General features: G+C 67.8%; 14 protein-coding genes. 12 read left to right on the top strand and 2 right to left on the bottom strand.

Features of this window, described 5'->3' with window-relative positions; all coding sequences use genetic code 11:
- Position 1: 1 nt before the first annotated feature.
- Complete coding sequence (gene leuC / locus U4Y88_RS22255; protein ID WP_321786397.1) at positions 2–1,438, top strand: 3-isopropylmalate dehydratase large subunit; 1,437 nt, start codon at positions 2–4, stop codon at positions 1,436–1,438.
- Positions 1,431–2,093 carry a 3-isopropylmalate dehydratase small subunit gene (gene leuD / locus U4Y88_RS22250; RefSeq protein WP_321786395.1) on the top strand — a complete coding sequence of 221 codons (663 nt, stop codon included), beginning with the start codon at positions 1,431–1,433 and terminating at the stop codon, positions 2,091–2,093. The genes leuC and leuD overlap by 8 nt, the downstream gene beginning before the upstream one ends.
- Here the strand turns inward: leuD and U4Y88_RS22245 are convergent.
- Positions 2,090–3,010, bottom strand: a complete 921-nt coding sequence (locus U4Y88_RS22245) for a LysR substrate-binding domain-containing protein (RefSeq protein ID WP_321786393.1) — start codon at positions 3,008–3,010, stop codon at positions 2,090–2,092. The two genes, leuD and U4Y88_RS22245, sit on opposite strands and share 4 nt — an antisense overlap.
- A gap of 157 nt (positions 3,011–3,167) precedes the next feature.
- Between U4Y88_RS22245 and U4Y88_RS22240 the strand changes: the two genes are divergently transcribed.
- The 10 genes from U4Y88_RS22240 to U4Y88_RS22195 all read left to right on the top strand — a co-directional run bounded on the left by U4Y88_RS22240 (position 3,168) and on the right by U4Y88_RS22195 (position 16,455).
- A complete protein-coding gene (locus U4Y88_RS22240) occupies positions 3,168–4,250 on the top strand; it encodes an ABC transporter substrate-binding protein (protein WP_321786392.1) in 1,083 nt (360 codons plus the stop codon).
- A gap of 45 nt (positions 4,251–4,295) precedes the next feature.
- The gene (locus U4Y88_RS22235; protein ID WP_321786390.1) at positions 4,296–5,366 is read left to right on the top strand and encodes an ABC transporter ATP-binding protein; all 1,071 of its coding nucleotides are present in this window, start codon (positions 4,296–4,298) and stop codon (positions 5,364–5,366) included.
- Complete coding sequence (locus U4Y88_RS22230; protein WP_065062471.1) at positions 5,353–6,225, top strand: ABC transporter permease; 873 nt, start codon at positions 5,353–5,355, stop codon at positions 6,223–6,225. The genes U4Y88_RS22235 and U4Y88_RS22230 overlap by 14 nt, the downstream gene beginning before the upstream one ends.
- Positions 6,226–6,235: 10 nt before the next feature.
- Complete coding sequence (locus tag U4Y88_RS22225) at positions 6,236–7,033, top strand: ABC transporter permease (RefSeq protein ID WP_321786388.1); 798 nt, start codon at positions 6,236–6,238, stop codon at positions 7,031–7,033.
- A complete protein-coding gene (locus U4Y88_RS22220; protein WP_321786386.1) occupies positions 7,030–8,202 on the top strand; it encodes an FAD-dependent oxidoreductase in 1,173 nt (390 codons plus the stop codon). The genes U4Y88_RS22225 and U4Y88_RS22220 overlap by 4 nt, the downstream gene beginning before the upstream one ends.
- A gap of 40 nt (positions 8,203–8,242) precedes the next feature.
- On the top strand, positions 8,243–8,605 hold the full coding sequence (locus U4Y88_RS22215; protein ID WP_224017570.1) for a (2Fe-2S)-binding protein: 363 nt from the start codon (positions 8,243–8,245) through the stop codon (positions 8,603–8,605).
- Positions 8,595–10,016 (top strand): FAD-dependent oxidoreductase, encoded by a 1,422-nt coding sequence (locus U4Y88_RS22210; protein WP_224017572.1) that lies wholly within the window; start codon positions 8,595–8,597, stop codon positions 10,014–10,016. The genes U4Y88_RS22215 and U4Y88_RS22210 overlap by 11 nt, the downstream gene beginning before the upstream one ends.
- Positions 10,009–11,199, top strand: a complete 1,191-nt coding sequence (locus tag U4Y88_RS22205; RefSeq protein WP_321786384.1) for an FAD-binding oxidoreductase — start codon at positions 10,009–10,011, stop codon at positions 11,197–11,199. Before U4Y88_RS22210 ends, U4Y88_RS22205 begins: the two co-directional genes overlap by 8 nt.
- A 57-nt stretch (positions 11,200–11,256) precedes the next feature.
- Positions 11,257–11,616 carry a RidA family protein gene (locus tag U4Y88_RS22200; RefSeq protein WP_224017576.1) on the top strand — a complete coding sequence of 120 codons (360 nt, stop codon included), beginning with the start codon at positions 11,257–11,259 and terminating at the stop codon, positions 11,614–11,616.
- Between the two features lie 588 nt (positions 11,617–12,204).
- Positions 12,205–16,455, top strand: a complete 4,251-nt coding sequence (locus U4Y88_RS22195) for an autotransporter domain-containing protein (RefSeq protein ID WP_321786382.1) — start codon at positions 12,205–12,207, stop codon at positions 16,453–16,455.
- 64 nt (positions 16,456–16,519) lie between these two features.
- Here U4Y88_RS22195 and U4Y88_RS22190 read toward each other — a convergent pair whose 3' ends face one another.
- The gene (locus tag U4Y88_RS22190) at positions 16,520–16,660 is read right to left on the bottom strand and encodes a hypothetical protein (protein WP_321786380.1); all 141 of its coding nucleotides are present in this window, start codon (positions 16,658–16,660) and stop codon (positions 16,520–16,522) included.
- Between the last annotated feature and the right edge of the window lie 19 nt (positions 16,661–16,679).

The following is a 16,679-nucleotide window of genomic DNA, read 5'->3' as shown; positions in this document are numbered from 1 at the left end:
CATGTCCGCCCAAACGCTCTACCAAAAACTCGTCGGGACGCACACCGTTTCGACGCTCGATGCCGATCACGTGCTGCTCTACGCCGATCTGCACATCATGAACGAATACACCAGCCCGCAAGCGTTCACGGGACTGCGCGAGAAGCAGTTGCGCGTGCGCCGTCCGCGTCAGCAAATGGGCGTGGTCGATCACGTCATACCCACGCGGCCGGTGGCCGTCGCCGCGCGCACGATCGAGATCGTCGATGCGGCGAAGCAGGCGGCCAATTTCACGCGCAACTGCGCGGAACAAGGCATTCATCTGTTCGACGTCGACGATCCGATGCAGGGCATCGAACACGTGGTCGCGCCCGAGATCGGCCTGATCCGGCCCGGCATGGTCGTGCTCTGCGGCGACAGCCACACGACGACTTACGGCGCGCTCGGCGCGCTGGGTTTCGGCATCGGCACCTCGGAAGTCGAGCACGTGCTGGCCACGCAAACGCTCGTCTATCGCGTGGCGAAAGACATGCGCATCACCGTGGACGGCGTGCTGCCTCTGGGCACGACGGCGAAGGATCTCGTGCTCGACATCATCGCGACGATCGGCGCGCAAGGCGCGCGCGGCTACGCGGTCGAATATGCGGGCGAGGCGATCGCCGCGCTGAGCGCCGAAGCGCGCATGACCCTGTGCAACATGACGGTCGAAGCCGGTGCGCGCGCCGCGCTGATCGCGCCGGACACCACGACGCTCGACTACGTGCGCCGCGCAATTCGCGAGCACGATGCGCTCGATGCGGCCACGCTCGACGCCGCGTGCGAGGCGTGGGCGCAACTACGCTCGGACCCGCAGGCCGGATTCGATATCGAGCATCGCTTCGATGCCAGCAAGGTCGCGCCGTTCGTCACCTGGGGCACGAGTCCCGACCAGGCGATTCCCGTCGATGGCCGCCTGCCGCGACTGGGCGAAAGCGAAGCCGATACGGGCCTCGACGCCTCCACGCTGAAAAAAGCGCTCGACTACATCGCGCTGCCCGCGGGCGCGCCGATCGAAGGCACGCCGATCGATCGCGTGTTCATCGGCTCGTGCACGAACGCGCGTATCGAGGACTTGCGCGAGGTCGCGAGCGTCGTGCGCGGCCGCAAGGTGGCGCCCACGGTGCGCGCGATGGTCGTGCCGGGCTCGGGCATGGTGCGCGATCAGGCCGAGCGCGAAGGCCTCGCGCAAGTGCTGATCGACGCGGGCTTCGAATGGCGTCAGCCCGGCTGCTCGATGTGCCTCGCGATGAACGACGACGTGCTCGCGCCCGGCGAACGCTGCGCCTCGACGACCAACCGCAACTTCGAAGGCCGCCAGGGACGCGGCAGTCAAACCCATCTGATGAGTCCCGCGATGGCCGCCGCCGCCGCGCTCGCCGGACGCATCGTCGACATTCGCAAGGAGTTCGCGCATGGCTAACGCGCACGACATCACCGGCGTGGCCGCGCCGCTGCCGATCAACAATCTCGACACCGACCAGATCATGCCCAAGCAGTTCCTGCTCGGCATCGACAAAACGGGGCTCGCGCGCGGTCTGCTGTACGACTTGCGCTTCGATTCCGAGGGCCGCGCGCGCGATCAATTCGTGCTGAACCAGGACGCGTATCGCGACGCGAAAATCCTGATCGGCGGCGCGAACTTCGGCTGCGGATCGAGCCGCGAACATGCCGTCTGGGGCTTGCAGCAAGCCGGTTTCGAAGCCGTGATCGCGCCGAGCTATGGCGAGATTTTCTACTTCAACGCGGCCAACAATCGTCTGCTGCTCGTAGTGCTGCCGCCCGATCAGATCGAGGCGCTCGTGCGCGAGATCGAGCACGGCGAGAACAAGCCATTGACGATCGACGTCGACGGGCAAGTGGTGCATTCGCCATCGGGCCAGCGCTACGCGTTCGACCTGCCCGCGCGCCAGAAACAGATGCTTGTGGAAGGGCTCGACATGATCGGCATGACCTTGCGCGACGCCGATGCCATCGACGCCTTCGAGCAACGCCATTGGGCCGCGACTCCGTGGAGCCGTATCGATCTGCCCGCGCAGCGGGCACGCATGGCGCAACGCGAAGCGCAGGAACGCTAGCCGCGCGTCCGCGCTTTCTCCGAGGGTTTGCTGACGAGCGCGTCGTGCGTTTCCGCCAGCACTTCCACGAACGCCGACGCCAGCCGCTCACGCGGCCGGTTCGGCGGAAACAGCAGATACATCGGGAACATGACGGCGGGCGCGAACGGCCGGATCGCGATATCCGGTCCGGCGAAATCGCGCGCGACGATCGGATGCGCGAGCGTCACGCCCATGCCGCTGCGGACCATTTCGCAACAGATCGCCGTGTACTGCGCCTCGATCGCGAGCACCCGCTCCACGCCCGCGCGCAGGAACACTTCGTCCATCTGCGCGCGTGTGCCGTCGCCGTGACATAGCGAAATAAACGATTCGCCTTCGAGATCCTCGGGGCGGATCGACTTCTTCTTCGCGAGCCGGTGATGCGCGGGCATCACGCACACAGCCGCCACCGTCGAGAGCAATTCGACTTCGCAATTCGACGCCTCGCTCACATAGACGGCCACGCCCAGATCGCAAAACTGCGAAGCGGTCCAGTGATTGACCGTGCCCGACGTATTCACGTGCAGCGAAACCGTCACGCCCGGATAGCGGTCCTGAAACCGCTTGAGCGCGTGCGGCACAAGCGTGAGACCCGCCGACGGCATCGCCGCGATACGCAAACGCCCGCTGCCCAGATTGCGGATCTGCGCCGCCGCGTTCGCGAGCCCTTGCAGACCCACATACGCGCGCTCGACTTCGCGAAAGAACGCCTCGCCCTCGCTCGTCGGAATGAGCCGCACGCCCACGCGCTGAAACAGCTTGAGACCGGTATCGCGTTCGAGCTGCGAGATGAGGCGGCTCACATTGGGCTGCGAGGTGAACAGCGCCTTCGCGGCGGCCGTCATCGAGCCCGAGACCATCACCGCGCGGAACGCCTCGACGTGCTTCAGATTCATTGCCAACCCTCCTGGGCTTAACCCTGATCCATATCATCTGTGCATAGATGGCTATTTTATTCGTATTGGACGATATGAATAACGCGGGCGAGACTGCAATCCATCGGCGCACCAGTCCTACGCCGCCGGCCCCCACAATCGAATGGAGTTCGTCGTCATGGATCACGCCTTGCGCCGCCGCTCGCTTCGTTTCACCCTGCCCCGCACCGCCGCGCTTCTTGCCTTCAGCGCCACCTTCGGCGCCGCACTCGGTTCCGCCCAGCTCGCCCACGCCGAAACCACGCTCTACGTCGCGAATGTGGGCGGCTCGAACGAGCAGCTTTATCGTCAGAAGGTGATTCCGCCGTTCGAGAAGGCGCACGACGTAAAAATCGTCTACGTCGCGGGCAATTCCAGCGACACGCTCGCCAAATTGCAGGCGCAGAAAGGCCATCAGCAGATCAACGTCGCCGTGATGGACGACGGCCCCATGTACCAGGCGATGCAGCTCGGCCTGTGCGCCAAGGTCGACGACGCGCCCGTCATGAAGGACCTCTACCCGCTCGCGCGGCTCGGCCCGAACGCCGTGGGCGTCGGCATGGTGGCGACCGGCATCGGCTATAACGCGGACGCGTTCAAGAAACTCGGCCTGCCCGCGCCCGATTCGTGGAAGTCGCTCGAAGACCCGCGCCTGAAGGGCAAGCTCGGTGTGCCGCCGATCACCAACACCTACGGCCTGCACACGCTCGTGATGCTCGCGCGCCTGAACGGCGGCGGCGAGAAGAACATCGACCCCGGCTTCACGGCGATGACGAAGCAGGTCGCGCCGAACGTGCTTTCGTGGGCGCCCACGCCCGGCGAGATGGACGGCCTCATGCAAGGCGGCGACGTGATCGCCGCGCCCTATGGCAGCGGCCGCGCCGTGGCGCTGCAAAACACCGGCTTCCCGCTCAAGTTCATCTACCCGAAGGAAGGCGGCGTGGCGCTCCAGGTGGCCGCGTGCGCGCTCGCCGAAAACGCCCAGCCGCAACTCTCGCAGCAGTTCATCCAGTATCTGCTGAGCCCCGAGGTGCAGGCGATGCAGGCGCAGGCCATCGGGCTCGGCCCCGTCAACAAGACCGTCAAGCTCACGCCGGACGTCGCCGCGCGCGTGCCCTACGGCCCCGACCAGATCGGAAAGCTCACGGCGATGGACTGGACCACCATCAACCAGCATCGCACCGAGTGGACCGAACGCTGGAACCGCTCGGTCGAGCGCTGAGCCCGCAACGATTCGTCTGGCCACGGCTTTTCAAGGACTGCGCGCATGAGCTTTCTCACCCTGCAAGGCATCTCGAAGCGCTACGGCGACTTCACGGCGATCGAGCAACTCGACCTCTCGGTGGAACGCGGCGAGTTTCTTTCGCTGCTCGGTCCCTCGGGCTGCGGCAAGACCACCACGTTGCAGATGATCGCGGGTTTCGTCGCGCCGAGCACCGGACGCGTGACGCTCGACGGTCGCGACATCACGCAACTGCGGCCCGAAAAACGCGGCATCGGCGTGGTGTTCCAGAGCTACGCGCTGTTCCCGCACATGACAGTGGCGGCCAACGTGGGCTTCGGGCTCGAAATGCGCAAGATGCCGCGTGCGCAGCGTGCCGAGCGCATCAGCGAAGCGCTCGCGCTCGTGCGTCTCTCGGGCCTTGACGCGCGCTATCCGAAGGAACTCTCCGGCGGCCAGCGTCAGCGCGTGGCGATCGCGCGCGCCATCGCCATGCAGCCGGAACTGCTGCTGCTCGACGAACCGATGTCGAATCTCGACGCCAAGCTGCGCGAAGAGATGCACATCGAACTGCGCGCGATCCAGAAGCGGCTCGGCATCACGACGATTCTCGTCACGCACGATCAGGTCGAAGCGATGACGATGAGCGACCGCATCGCCGTCATGCATCGCGGCACGATCGCGCAACTGAGCACGCCGTTCGACGCCTACGAGCGTCCCGCGACGCCGTTCGCCTCCACCTTCCTCGGCCGCACCAACTCGCTCGCTGGCGAGGTGCTGCGCCGCAATCCGCGTTGCGCCGAAGTGGCCGTGGCGACCACGACGCTGCACGTGCCGCACGAAGGCCGCGAGGTCGCCGGTTCGGTGCATGTTTATATCCGCCCGGAGAAGATGCGCCTGGCGAATGGAGACGCCCGCGTGCACGGCCGCATCGCCACGCGCGTGTTCGTCGGCAACCAGTGGCTGCTCGTGGTCGATACGGAACTGGGCAGGCTGCACGTGGCGCAGACGAACACGGGCGCGCCGCCGCCCGAAGAAGGCCACGAAGTCGGCCTCGCCTGGACCGACGACGATCTGCGCGTGCTCACGCGGGAGGGCGCTCATGGCCACGCTTGACGATCCGCGCGGCGGCGCCGCGCCCTGGCTGCTCTCCGCGCCCGCGCTCGTGCTGTTCCTCACGCTGCTGCTCGCACCGCTGCTGCTCACGCTGGTGCTGTCGTTTCACACCTTCAACGATCTCGCGGGCGTGCAGCGCGGCTGGACGATTTCGAACTATCTCGAAGTCGTCAGCGATCCTTACTATGGCGTGATCTTCCTGCGCACGGCCGGGCTCGCCTTCGCGGTCACGCTGCTTTCCATCGTGCTCGGCGTGCCGGAAACCATCGTGCTCGCGCGCATGCGCAAACCGTGGCAATCGATCTGCCTGCTGATCGTGCTCGGCCCGCTGCTGATTTCCGTGGTCGTGCGCACGCTCGGCTGGCAGATTCTGCTCGGCAACAACGGCGTGCTCAACAACGCGCTGCAAGCACTGCACATCACCGACGAACCCGTGCGCCTCGTCTTCACGATGACCGGCACGATCATCGCGCTCACGCATGTGCTGGTGCCGTTCATGGTGATGTCGGTCTGGGCCACGCTGCAAAAGCTCGATCCGCAAGTCGAATGGGCGGGCCTCTCGCTCGGCGCTTCGCGCTGGCGCGTGTTCCGCCGCGTGGTGCTGCCGCAGATCCTGCCGGGCGTGCTCTCGGGTTCGATCATCGTGTTCGCGCTCTCGGCCTCGGCGTTCGCCACGCCCGCGCTGATCGGCGGCCGCCGCCTCAAGGTGGTCGCCACCGCCGCCTACGACGAATTCCTCGGCACGCTGAACTGGCCGCTGGGCGCGAGCATCGCGGTGCTGCTGCTGATCGCCAACGTGGCGATCGTGATGGGTTGCAGCCGCCTCGCCGAACGCCGCTTCAAGCACATTTTCGATTGAAGGAGACGCCATGCAACGCAACGGTTTTCTCGGCCTCGCCTTCAACGCGCTGTTTCTCACCTTCATCGTCGCGCCGCTCGCGGTCGTGATGCTGGTCGCGTTCACGGACAAGGGCTATATCTCGATGCCCTTCGACGGCGCGTCGCTGCGCTGGTTTCGCGCGATTCTCGACAACGCCGACATCGTCTCGGCATTCTGGCTCTCGACGCGCCTCGCGTTCGCGGCGGCCACCATCGGCGTCGTGCTCGCGGTGCCCGCCGCGCTCGCCATCGCGCGCTATCGCTTTCCCGGACGCGGCGCGCTCACGAGCTTCTTTCTCTCGCCGATGATGATCCCCGCCGTCGTGCTCGGCATCGCGTTCCTGCGCTTTCTCTCGCTGCTGCATCTGAGCGGCTCGTTCTGGGCGCTCGTCGCGGCGCACGTGGTGATCGTGCTGCCCTACGCGCTGCGCCTCGCACTCTCCTCCGCCATCGGTCTCGATCGCGACGCCGAACGCGCAGCGCTCTCGTGCGGCGCGAGCCGCCTCACCGCGTTCCGGCGCGTGGTGCTGCCGATGATCCGCACCGGCGTGGCGGGCGGCTGGGTGCTCTCGTTCATCCAGAGTTTCGACGAGCTGACCATGACCATTTTCGTCGCGACGCCTGGCACGACCACGCTGCCCGTCGCCATGTACAACCAGATCGCGCAGACGATCGATCCGCTCGTCACCTCGGTGTCGGCGGTGCTGATCGTCGGCACGGTCGCGCTGATGCTGGTGCTCGACCGCATGGTCGGGCTGGACCGCATCCTGATCGGAGAAACCCGATGACTCACACCCCCAGCCCCGATGTGCTCGTGATCGGCGGCGGCCTCGTGGGCTCCGCCGTCGCCTGGGGACTCGCGCGCGAGGGCGCACGCGTGACCGTGCTCGACGAGGACGACGGCGGTTTTCGCGCCTCGCGCGGCAATTTCGGCCTCGTCTGGATTCAAGGCAAGGGTTATGGCCGCACGCCCTACGCGCGCTGGTCGCGCAGTTCGGCGGTGCGCTGGCCACAGCTCGCCGCCAGCCTGCTCGAAGAAAGCGGCGTCGATGTCGCGCTGCGTCAGCCGGGTGGTTTTCACATCTGCTTTTCGGATTCCGAACTAAGTGAACGGCAGACGCGGCTCGCCGCGCTGCAAGCCGAGATCGGCGACTATCCGTTCGAATTGCTCGATCATCGCGAACTGCGCGAGCGGCTGCCGGGCATCGGTCCCGCTGTCGTGGGCGCGAGCTATTCGCCGATGGACGGCCACGTCAATCCGCTCAAGCTGCTGCGCGCGCTGCATACGTCGATGCAGCGGCGCGGCGTGCGGCTCGTATCGGGCGCGCATGCGCAGCGCATCGTGCCGGAGCGCGGCGGCTTCGCGGTCGAGAGCGCGGCGGGCACGTTTCACGCGGGCCGCATCGTGCTCGCGGCGGGCCTCGGCAACCGCGTACTCGCGCCGCAAGCGGGCTTGTACGCGCCGGTCGCGCCCAATCGCGGCCAGGTGCTGGTGAGCGAGCGCGTCGCGCCGTTTCTGCGCTATCCGACCATCAACGTGCGCCAGACCGACGAAGGCACCGTGCAATTCGGCGACTCGATGGAGGAAGCGGGCTTCGACGATCTCACGACCACGCCCGTGCTCGCCGACATCGCGCGGCGCGGCGTGCGCGCGTTCCCGATGCTCCAGCACGTGCGGCTCGTGCGCATGTGGGCGGCGCTGCGCGTCTATAGCCCCGATGGCTTTCCGATCTACGACGAATCGCCCGTGCATCCTGGCGCGTTCGTCGTGACCTGCCACAGCGGCGTGACGCTCGCCGCCGCGCACGCGCTGCGCATCGCGCCGTGGATCACGGGCGAGCCGATGCCGGAGGAAGTGCCCGCGCTCTCGGCGCAGCGCTTTCCCGATGCGCCGCCCGAGTGGGTCGCGGCCTTCGAAGCCGCCGCTCGGGCCGCGCAGCCCGCCGCCGCGCTCTGACGCTTGCCAACGCTCTCTGAAATCGCTCACCGGATCCGCCATGACCGTCCAACCGACCTCGTCCCTCTTCAAACCGCTCGCGGGCACCGAAGCGCCCGTCGACATCTGGTTCAACGACGCGCCGCTGCGCGTGCCGGGCGGCCGCTCCGTGGCCGCCGCGCTGCTGGCCGCGGGCGTGTCGCGCTTTCGCTCGACGCCGGTCTCGGGTGCGCCGCGCGCGCCCTACTGCATGATGGGCGCGTGCTTCGAATGCCTCGTGGAAATCGACGGCGTGCCCGCGCGCCAGAGCTGCATGGTCGAGGTGCGCGACGGCATGCGCATCCGCTCGCAGGAAGGCGCGCGCGATCTGCCGCCGGAAATCATGCAGGACGCCCCCGCACTGGAGAACGCTCATGGCCGTTGACCACGCCGCATCGAACGATCACATCGAACCCGTCGACCTCGTCGTGGTCGGCGCGGGTCCGGCAGGCATGAGCGCCGCCACGCGCGCGGCGCGCGCGGGCCTCTCGGTCGTGATGATCGACGAACAGAACGCCGTGGGCGGCCAGATCTACCGCGCCATCGAACGCGCCGACGCGCGCCGCAAGGAGATCCTCGGCCCCGACTACGCGGCGGGCGCGGCGCTCGCCGAAGACTTCGTCCGCTCGGGCGCGCGCCATCTGCCCGGCGCGACGGTCTGGCAGGTCACGCGCGAGCGCTCGGTCCACTACCTCAAGGACGGCAAGGTCGGCAGCTTCGCGGCGCAGCGCGTGATCCTCGCGAGCGGCGCGCTCGAACGGCCCTTTCCGATTCCAGGCTGGACGCTGCCCGGCGTGCTCACGGCGGGCGCGGCGCAAATCCTTCTGAAAAGCGCGGGCGAAGTGCCCGCCGCGCCGCCCGTGCTCGCGGGCTGCGGCCCGCTGCTCTATCTGCTCGGCTGGCAGTATGTGCGCGCGGGCGTGCCGATCCGCGCGCTCGTCGATACCACGCGTCACGAAGACCGCTGGCGCGCGAAGTCGCATCTCGTGTCGGCGCTGCGCGCGTGGCCGTTCCTGAGCAAAGGCCTGCAATTGCTGCGCACGCTGCGCGACGCGCGCGTGCCGATCTACGAAGGCGCCGACGATCTCGCGATCGAAGGCACGCAAGGCGCGGACGGCACGCAGCGCGCCGCCGCGCTCACCTTCACCTCGCAAGGCCGCGCGCAACGCATCGAAGCCGAGGTGATCCTGCTGCATCAAGGCGTCGTGCCGAACACGCAGTTCACCCAGGCGCTGCGCGCGGCGCATCGCTGGGACGCCGCGCAACTCTGCTTCACGCCGCAAACCGACGCCTGGGGCGAACTCGACGTGCCCGGCATCTTCGTGGCCGGCGACGGCGCGGGCATCGGCGGCGCGCAGGCCGCGGCGCAACAGGGCACGCTCGCCGCGCTCGCGGTGGCTTCGCAACTGGGCAGGCTCGACACGGCCACGCGCGAGCGCGAGGCACAAACGCACCGCGCGGCGCTCGCGCGCGTGATGCGCATCCGGCCGTTTCTCGACAGCCTCTATCGTCCGCGCGACGCCAACCGCATTCCCGCCGACAGCACCATCGTCTGCCGCTGCGAGGAAGTCACCGCGGGCGAGTTGCGCGGCTTCGTCGCGCTCGGCTGCGTCGGCCCGAATCAGGCGAAATCGTTCGGACGCTGCGGCATGGGACCGTGCCAGGGGCGTCTGTGCGGACTGACCGTGACCGAAGTGATCGCCGACGCCCGCCAGGTCCAGCCGGACGAAGTCGGCTACTACCGCATTCGTCCGCCGATCAAACCGATCACGCTGGGAGAACTCGCCGGTGAATGAACAACCCGCCAGCGCGCAGCAGGAAGCCGATGTGCTCGTGATCGGCGGCGGCCTGCACGGCACCAGCAGCGCGTTCCATCTCGCGCGGCGCGGCGCGAGCGTCATCGTGCTCGAAGCCGATTACGTCGCGCGCCATTCTTCGGGCGTGAACGCGGGCGGCGTGCGCACGCTCGGCCGGCCGCTGCCCGAAATTCCGCTCGCGCTGCGTTCGCGCGAACTCTGGCACACGCTGCCCGACCTGATCGGCGACGACGGCGGCTTCGTGCCGTCGGGCCAACTAAAGATCGCCGAAACCGACGCGGAACTCGACGAATGCCGCGAGCGCGTCGCGCTGCTGAACGCGCACGGCTTCACGCACGAAACGCTGATTGACCGCGAACGCGTGCTCGAACTCGAACCCGCGCTCGCGCGTCACGTGACGGGCGGCATCTGGGTCGAGCGCGACGGCTACGCGCTGCCCTATCGCACCACCACGGCGTTCCGTCTCGCGGCGCAACGGCTAGGCGCACGTTTCCTCGAAGGCACGCCGGTCACGCGCATCGAGCCGCGCGGCGAGCGCTGGCTCGCGCACACGCCGCGCGGCACCTTCGCCGCGCGCAAGCTGCTGGTGGCGGCGGGCGCGTGGTCGGGCGAACTCGCGCGCCAGGCGGGCGAGCCCGTGCCCGTGCATCCCGAAGGACTGATGCTGATGGTGACGCAGCGCGTTGCGCCGTTCTGCCGCGCGACGCTCGGCGCAACCGGGCGGCCGCTCTCGTTCAAGCAGTTCGACAACGGCACGGTCGTGATCGGCGGCAAGCTGATCGGTCATGCCGATTTGCCGGGGCGTCACGGCGAAGTCGATTTCATGCGCCTCGTGAAAAGCGCGCGCACGGTCGTCGATCTGTTTCCGCATCTGCGCGATCTGGGCATCAACCGCGCATGGGCGGGCGTCGAAGCCTTCACGGAAGACGCGCTGCCCGTGATTTCCGCGAGCCGCACCGCCAGCGGCCTCTACTACTCGTTCGGCTATTGCGGCAGCGGTTTTCAGCTTGGCCCGGCCTGCGGCGAAGCCGTGAGCGAGTTGATGCTCGACGGCGCGCCATCGGTGCCGCTCGACGCGTTCGCTATCGACCGGTTCGGGCGCTGCGATCACGTGGCGCGCGAGGCCACATCCGCGACGACTGTCCACGCCGCAACGCACTAGCCAGCGCTTTCCCAACATTCAACCGCGCTCACGCAGCGCACAGGAGTCATTGCACCCATGTCCGATACCGAAATCGTCCGCATCGAAACCAGTCAGCGCATGAGCCGCGTCGTGAAGGCGGCGGGTCTCGTGTTCGTCGGCGGCCAGACGTCCGCCGATCCCACCGTCGACGTCAAGATTCAGACCGCGAGCGTGCTCGCGAAGATCGACGGCTTTCTCGCCCAGGCGGGCATCGACAAGTCGCGGCTCGTGTCCGCGCAAGTCTGGCTCGCCGATATCGGCCGCGATTTCGCCGGCATGAACGAAGTCTGGGACGCGTGGGTGACGCCGGGCCAGGCACCCACGCGCGCGACCGTCGAGGCGAAGCTCGCCGCGCCGCATCTGCTTGTCGAAATCGCGGTGATCGCGGCGCAGTAACGCGCTTCGCTGCCTTCTCATCGATCGGCTTCGCCACGGGGCCGATCCGCTTCCAAGCTTCATATTCGGCGCGCGCAAACGCTTGCCTCCGCCGAAAAACGCAGCCGCCTCTCTCCCGCGAGTGTGCAACGCACTCACGCGGCGGCTGTCACGAATCCTTCCCGCACCCTCATCTCACCTTCCCGCACGCACCCGAAACTTTCTCGCGCGTAATACATTGTAATCACAACCTTTCACATTACGTCATGGATCGGTCACATCCGCGTGGCTGAATAGCGCCCCAACGCGCTGTGCCTGGCTTTCCCGCCTTACCGCCGCCCACGCCGCGCGTGCTTACAAGAAATATCTTCGAATCGAGAACCCGTGCCTCCGGCTGCAAGGAAGCTTGCACGGCCACGCCATCGACCAGCAGAGACGCAAAAGAGGATCGGCCCCGACGACGCGCGCCATGACGGCGCCGCCTGCGCCGAGTGCCCGCCTGTGTTTTTCCACTGCCTGACTCGTGACCTGGCCGCAACGCCCGGACCGGCCTGTCCACCACGGCGACGCGTTACGCGCGGCGTCGGCAGAACGAGAAAAAAAGCTGCGATGAATCACCTCTACCGTGTCGTGTTCAACCGCGCGCTGGGCGTCATGCAAGCGATCTCCGAGAACGACAGCACACGCGGCGGCACACGCGCCAGCGCGGGCGGCACGTCCTCGGCGCGCGTCGACCTCACCACGCCGCGCGCGCCCATCGGCTTGCGCAAACAGCGCATCGCGCAGATCGTTGCGCTCGCGACGGCCCTGCTCGCGCAAGGTCACGCCCACGCCGCCAGCACGACCGTCGTCATCTCCACCGATACGACCAGCTCGCAGAATCTCGCCGCCAACGGCACGGTCACCGTCAACGCGGGCGTCACGCTCAACGTGAGCGACGGCAGCAACGCCATCGCCGTGAAGGGCACGGGCACGATCACGAACAACGGCACGATCGAGGAAACCGGCACGGCCGCCAACGGCACGGACGGCCGCGCGATCCGCGACAAATCGGACCCGCTCACGCTCACGATTGTCAACAACGGCACGATCACGGCCGCCGACGACGACGCGATCCAGATGCAGTACAGCGACAACAGCGTCAAGCTCAGCAACTACGGCAAGATCATTTCGTACAACGCGAGCGAAGGCGGCGCACAGGCGATCGACTTCAACGCGATCACGACCGGCACGAACTCGGTCTACAACGCACCCAATGCGCTGATCCAGGCCTACGAGGCCGACGCCGTGCGCCCCGGCGTGAACGGCACCATCGACAACGCGGGCACGATCTATTCGTACAACGCGGCGGCCACCATCGACGACGGCAGCGACGGCATCGACGCGCAAACCAACACGGGCGTGGTCGTCACCAATGAAGCGACGGGCCTGATCGAAGGCGCGCGTCACGGCATCACGGGCGGCAACACCGACGTGACGACGTCCGGCGCGTACACGCTCTCGGTCACCAACGCGAAAGGCGGCGTGATCCAGGGCGACGACGGCTCGGGCATCAACATCGACGGCTTCAACGCGAACGAAGTCGTCACCGTCAAGAACGACGGCACGATCACGGGCAACGGCCGCACCGCCGACGGCGACGGCGTGGACGTCGACGGCATCGTCAACATCACGAACACCGGTACGATCCAGTCGCTGCACGCGAACGGCGACACCAGCGAAGGCGTGACCGTGGGCGGCGGCACGATCGTCAACTCGGGGACGATCGCGGGCTACAACTCGGCGACCAACGATATCGACGGCTCGGCCAACACGGGCCTCGGGCGCGGCATCACGCTCGCCGGTCTCGACAAGGACCCGACCACGGGCGACGCGATCCCCACGCAGGGCATCTACACCGACACGACGATCGACAACAGCGGCCTGATCTACGGCCAGAGCGCGGGCGCGATTGCGGTCACGGGCGCGGCCAACGCGTACACGGTCACGATCACGAACGAGGCGACGGGCACGCTCGAATCGGGCGGCACGGAAGCGGTGGTCTCGACCGGCGGCAACGACGCGACGATCATCAACTACGGCACAATCCGCGCCGACGACTCGGGCAAGGCCATCGACCTCGGCAGCGGCGACAGCACCGTGCAGATCCTCGGCGGCGCGGCCTCGGTCACGGGCGACATGGACGGCGGCACCGGCACGAGCACGCTGACGATGTCGCCGGGCTCGGGCAACGCCTTCAGCTACAGCGGCGCGATTTCGAATTTCTCGGCGGTCACGGTCGGCGCCGGCACGGTCTCGCTCTCGGGCACGAACACCTACACGGGCGCGACCACCATCGCGAGCGGCGCGACGCTCGCACTCACCGGCTCGGGCAGCCTCGCGCAATCGGCGGTCACCGCGAACGGCACGCTCGACATTTCCGGCACGGCCTCGGGTTCGTCGATCGCGAGCCTCTCGGGCAGCGGCACGGTCAACCTCGGCGGCCAGACGCTCACGCTGACCAACGCGAGCGGCGTATTCAGCGGCTCGATCTCGGGCACGGGCGGCCTCACCATCGCGAGCGGCACGCAAACGCTCACGGGCGTGAGCACCTACACGGGCACGACGCTGATCCAGACCGGCGCGACGCTGATCCTCTCCGACTCGGGCGACATCATCCTCGCGAACGTGGTCAACAACGGCACGCTGGAAGTGGAAGGCACGCTCGGCAATCTCTCGGGCACCGGCACGGTGTCGGTCGGCAGCGGCGGCGTGACGCTCTCGGGCGGCAGCTTCGGCGGCACGGTGGCGGGCAGCGGCGCGGTCACGGTGACGGGCAGCGAAACGCTCTCCGGCGCGAGCACCTACACGGGCGCGACGTCGATCACGAACGGCTCCACGCTCGCGCTCACGGGCAGCGGCAGCATCGCGGCATCGAGCGGCGTCGCCAACGCGGGCACGCTCGATATCTCGGGCACGACGTCCGGCGCGTCGATCACGACGCTCTCGGGCAACGGCGCGGTCGCGCTCGGCGCGAAGACGCTCACGCTCTCGAACGCCGCCGACACGTACAGCGGCATCATCGGCGGCACGGGCGGCGTGAGCGTGAACGGCGGCACCGAAACGCTCACGGCCGCGAACACCTACAGCGGCGGCACCGTGATCGGCACGGGCGCGACGCTCGCGCTCAGCGGCGCGGGCAGCATCGCGGCATCGAGCGGCGTGACCGCGAACGGCACGCTCGACATCTCGTCGACGACTTCGGGCGCCACGCTGCAAAATATTTCGGGGTCCGGAACAGTGAGCCTCGGCGCACGCACGCTCACGCTCGCCAACGCGAACGGCACGTATGCGGGCACCTTCACCGGCAGCGGCGCGATCGTCAAACAAGGCAGCGGCTCGCTGATCCTCAACGGCAACAGCAGCGCCTTCACGGGCACGACCGAAGTCAGCGCGGGCCTGCTCGAAGTGGGCGATATCGACAACGCCACGGCCGTGCTCGGCGGCGATGCGAGCGTCGATGCCTCAGGCACGCTGCGCGGCCACGGCACGGTCGCGGGCAACGTGACGAACGACGGCACGGTCGAACCGGGCGGCTCGATCGGCACGCTCACGATCGGCGGCAACTACACGCAGGCGTCGAGCGCGACGCTCGCCATCGAAGTGAGCCCGACCGCCGCGTCGCAACTCGCGGTCAACGGCAAGGCCACGCTCAACGGCGTGCTGGCCATCACCTACGATCCGGGCACCTACACGGCGCGCACCTATACGCTGGTCTCGGCGACGGGCGGCGTGAGCGGCACGTTCAGCAGCGTGACGAGCACGGGCCAGTCGAACATCGGCACGCTCGCTTCGGCGGTGACCTACGGCGCGAACGACGTCGAACTCGTGCTCTCGGGGACCAACACGGGCACGACCGTCGTCGCGCCGACCAACACGAGCATCTACACGGCAACGGGCACGTCGGCGATTCTCGGCGCGCAGGCGCAGAGCGCGGCGCTGCTCGCGCGGCTCGGCAATGTGTCGATAAATGGGTCCACGAATGCGTCCACGGCAGGCGCAGGCAACCCGGCGGGCTGGATCACCGCCACGGGCATCCAGACGAAGCTGGGCGGCACCAACGGCGAGCCGGGTTTCCAGGCCGACCGCTACGGCTTCCTCGCGGGCCTCGAACAGCAACTCGGCGCGTACACAGCGGGCGTCGCGCTCGGCTATGACCACACCGACATCGACGAATCGAATACGGGCGACTCCGGCACCGCCGACACGCTGCGCGCCGCGCTCTACGGCGGCCGCGCGTATGGTCCGGTGAATCTGGGCGCGACGCTCGGCTTCGGGCTCGACTTCCTTTCGCAGAAGCGTCCGTTCGGCTCGATCGGCACGGCCGAAGGCGATCACATGGGCGAGGAATTCAACGTGGGCGGCCAGGCGAGCCTGCCGATGACGCTCGGCAGCTTCACCGTGACGCCGCGCGTGGGCCTGCGCTACGCGTACTTCCATGCGAACGACTTCAGCGAAAGCGGCGCGGGCGGCCAGGATCTGGCCGTGGGCAGCGACAACGTGCGCAGCCTGCAACCGTATGTGGGCGTGACCGTCGATCGCGCGTTCGGCGACGCGCTGCGGCCCGTGAATGCGCAGTTGCGCATCGGCTACGCGCACGAACTGCTCGACGCGAACCGCGCGGTGAGCGTCGCGGCCAGCGACGGCACGCTCTTTACCGCGCCCGGCACGAGCCTGCCGCGCGGCTATTTCACGGCGGGCGCGGGCGTGACGCTGCATCCGCGCAAGCACCTGTCCGTGTCGCTGAGCTACGACGCGCTGATCAACACGACGCACGCCTCGGCGCAGCAAGGCGAGGTGCGCGTGGGTTATCAGTTCTGATGGGCTGACCGCTTAGGGTAAAGCGACGTCCGCATGTGAGCGCGGACGTCGCGAACGGCACGGCTCATCGCCAGCCGGTCAGGCGCAGCAGGCGGCTCATCAAGTTGCGCTCACGGGGCTGATCGGCGCTGCCCGCGTCGTTCCCCTGAGCGTCATCGGACAGAAGCAGCAGCACTTCGGGCGTGGTCAAAAACGAACGAAACATGATTCCCTCCTTCTGGCTT

Origin of the sequence: Paraburkholderia sp. J94 (assembly GCF_905220285.1) — a bacterium.
Lineage (GTDB): Bacteria > Pseudomonadota > Gammaproteobacteria > Burkholderiales > Burkholderiaceae > Paraburkholderia > Paraburkholderia tropica_A.
Note: the sequence above shows the minus strand (reverse complement) of the source record. Positions and strands in the feature narration are given on the sequence as shown.

Excerpts from the sequence above, each read along its gene's own strand:
- leuC (WP_321786397.1), top strand. The coding sequence starts at position 2 with ATGTCCGCCCAAACGCTCTACCAAAAACTCGTCGGGACGCACACCGTT.
- leuD (WP_321786395.1), top strand. The coding sequence starts at position 1,431 with ATGGCTAACGCGCACGACATCACCGGCGTGGCCGCGCCGCTGCCGATC.
- U4Y88_RS22245 (WP_321786393.1), bottom strand. The coding sequence starts at position 3,010 with ATGAATCTGAAGCACGTCGAGGCGTTCCGCGCGGTGATGGTCTCGGGC.
- U4Y88_RS22240 (WP_321786392.1), top strand. The coding sequence starts at position 3,168 with ATGGATCACGCCTTGCGCCGCCGCTCGCTTCGTTTCACCCTGCCCCGC.
- U4Y88_RS22235 (WP_321786390.1), top strand. The coding sequence starts at position 4,296 with ATGAGCTTTCTCACCCTGCAAGGCATCTCGAAGCGCTACGGCGACTTC.
- U4Y88_RS22230 (WP_065062471.1), top strand. The coding sequence starts at position 5,353 with ATGGCCACGCTTGACGATCCGCGCGGCGGCGCCGCGCCCTGGCTGCTC.
- U4Y88_RS22225 (WP_321786388.1), top strand. The coding sequence starts at position 6,236 with ATGCAACGCAACGGTTTTCTCGGCCTCGCCTTCAACGCGCTGTTTCTC.
- U4Y88_RS22220 (WP_321786386.1), top strand. The coding sequence starts at position 7,030 with ATGACTCACACCCCCAGCCCCGATGTGCTCGTGATCGGCGGCGGCCTC.
- U4Y88_RS22215 (WP_224017570.1), top strand. The coding sequence starts at position 8,243 with ATGACCGTCCAACCGACCTCGTCCCTCTTCAAACCGCTCGCGGGCACC.
- U4Y88_RS22210 (WP_224017572.1), top strand. The coding sequence starts at position 8,595 with ATGGCCGTTGACCACGCCGCATCGAACGATCACATCGAACCCGTCGAC.
- U4Y88_RS22200 (WP_224017576.1), top strand. The coding sequence starts at position 11,257 with ATGTCCGATACCGAAATCGTCCGCATCGAAACCAGTCAGCGCATGAGC.
- U4Y88_RS22195 (WP_321786382.1), top strand. The coding sequence starts at position 12,205 with ATGAATCACCTCTACCGTGTCGTGTTCAACCGCGCGCTGGGCGTCATG.
- U4Y88_RS22190 (WP_321786380.1), bottom strand. The coding sequence starts at position 16,660 with ATGTTTCGTTCGTTTTTGACCACGCCCGAAGTGCTGCTGCTTCTGTCC.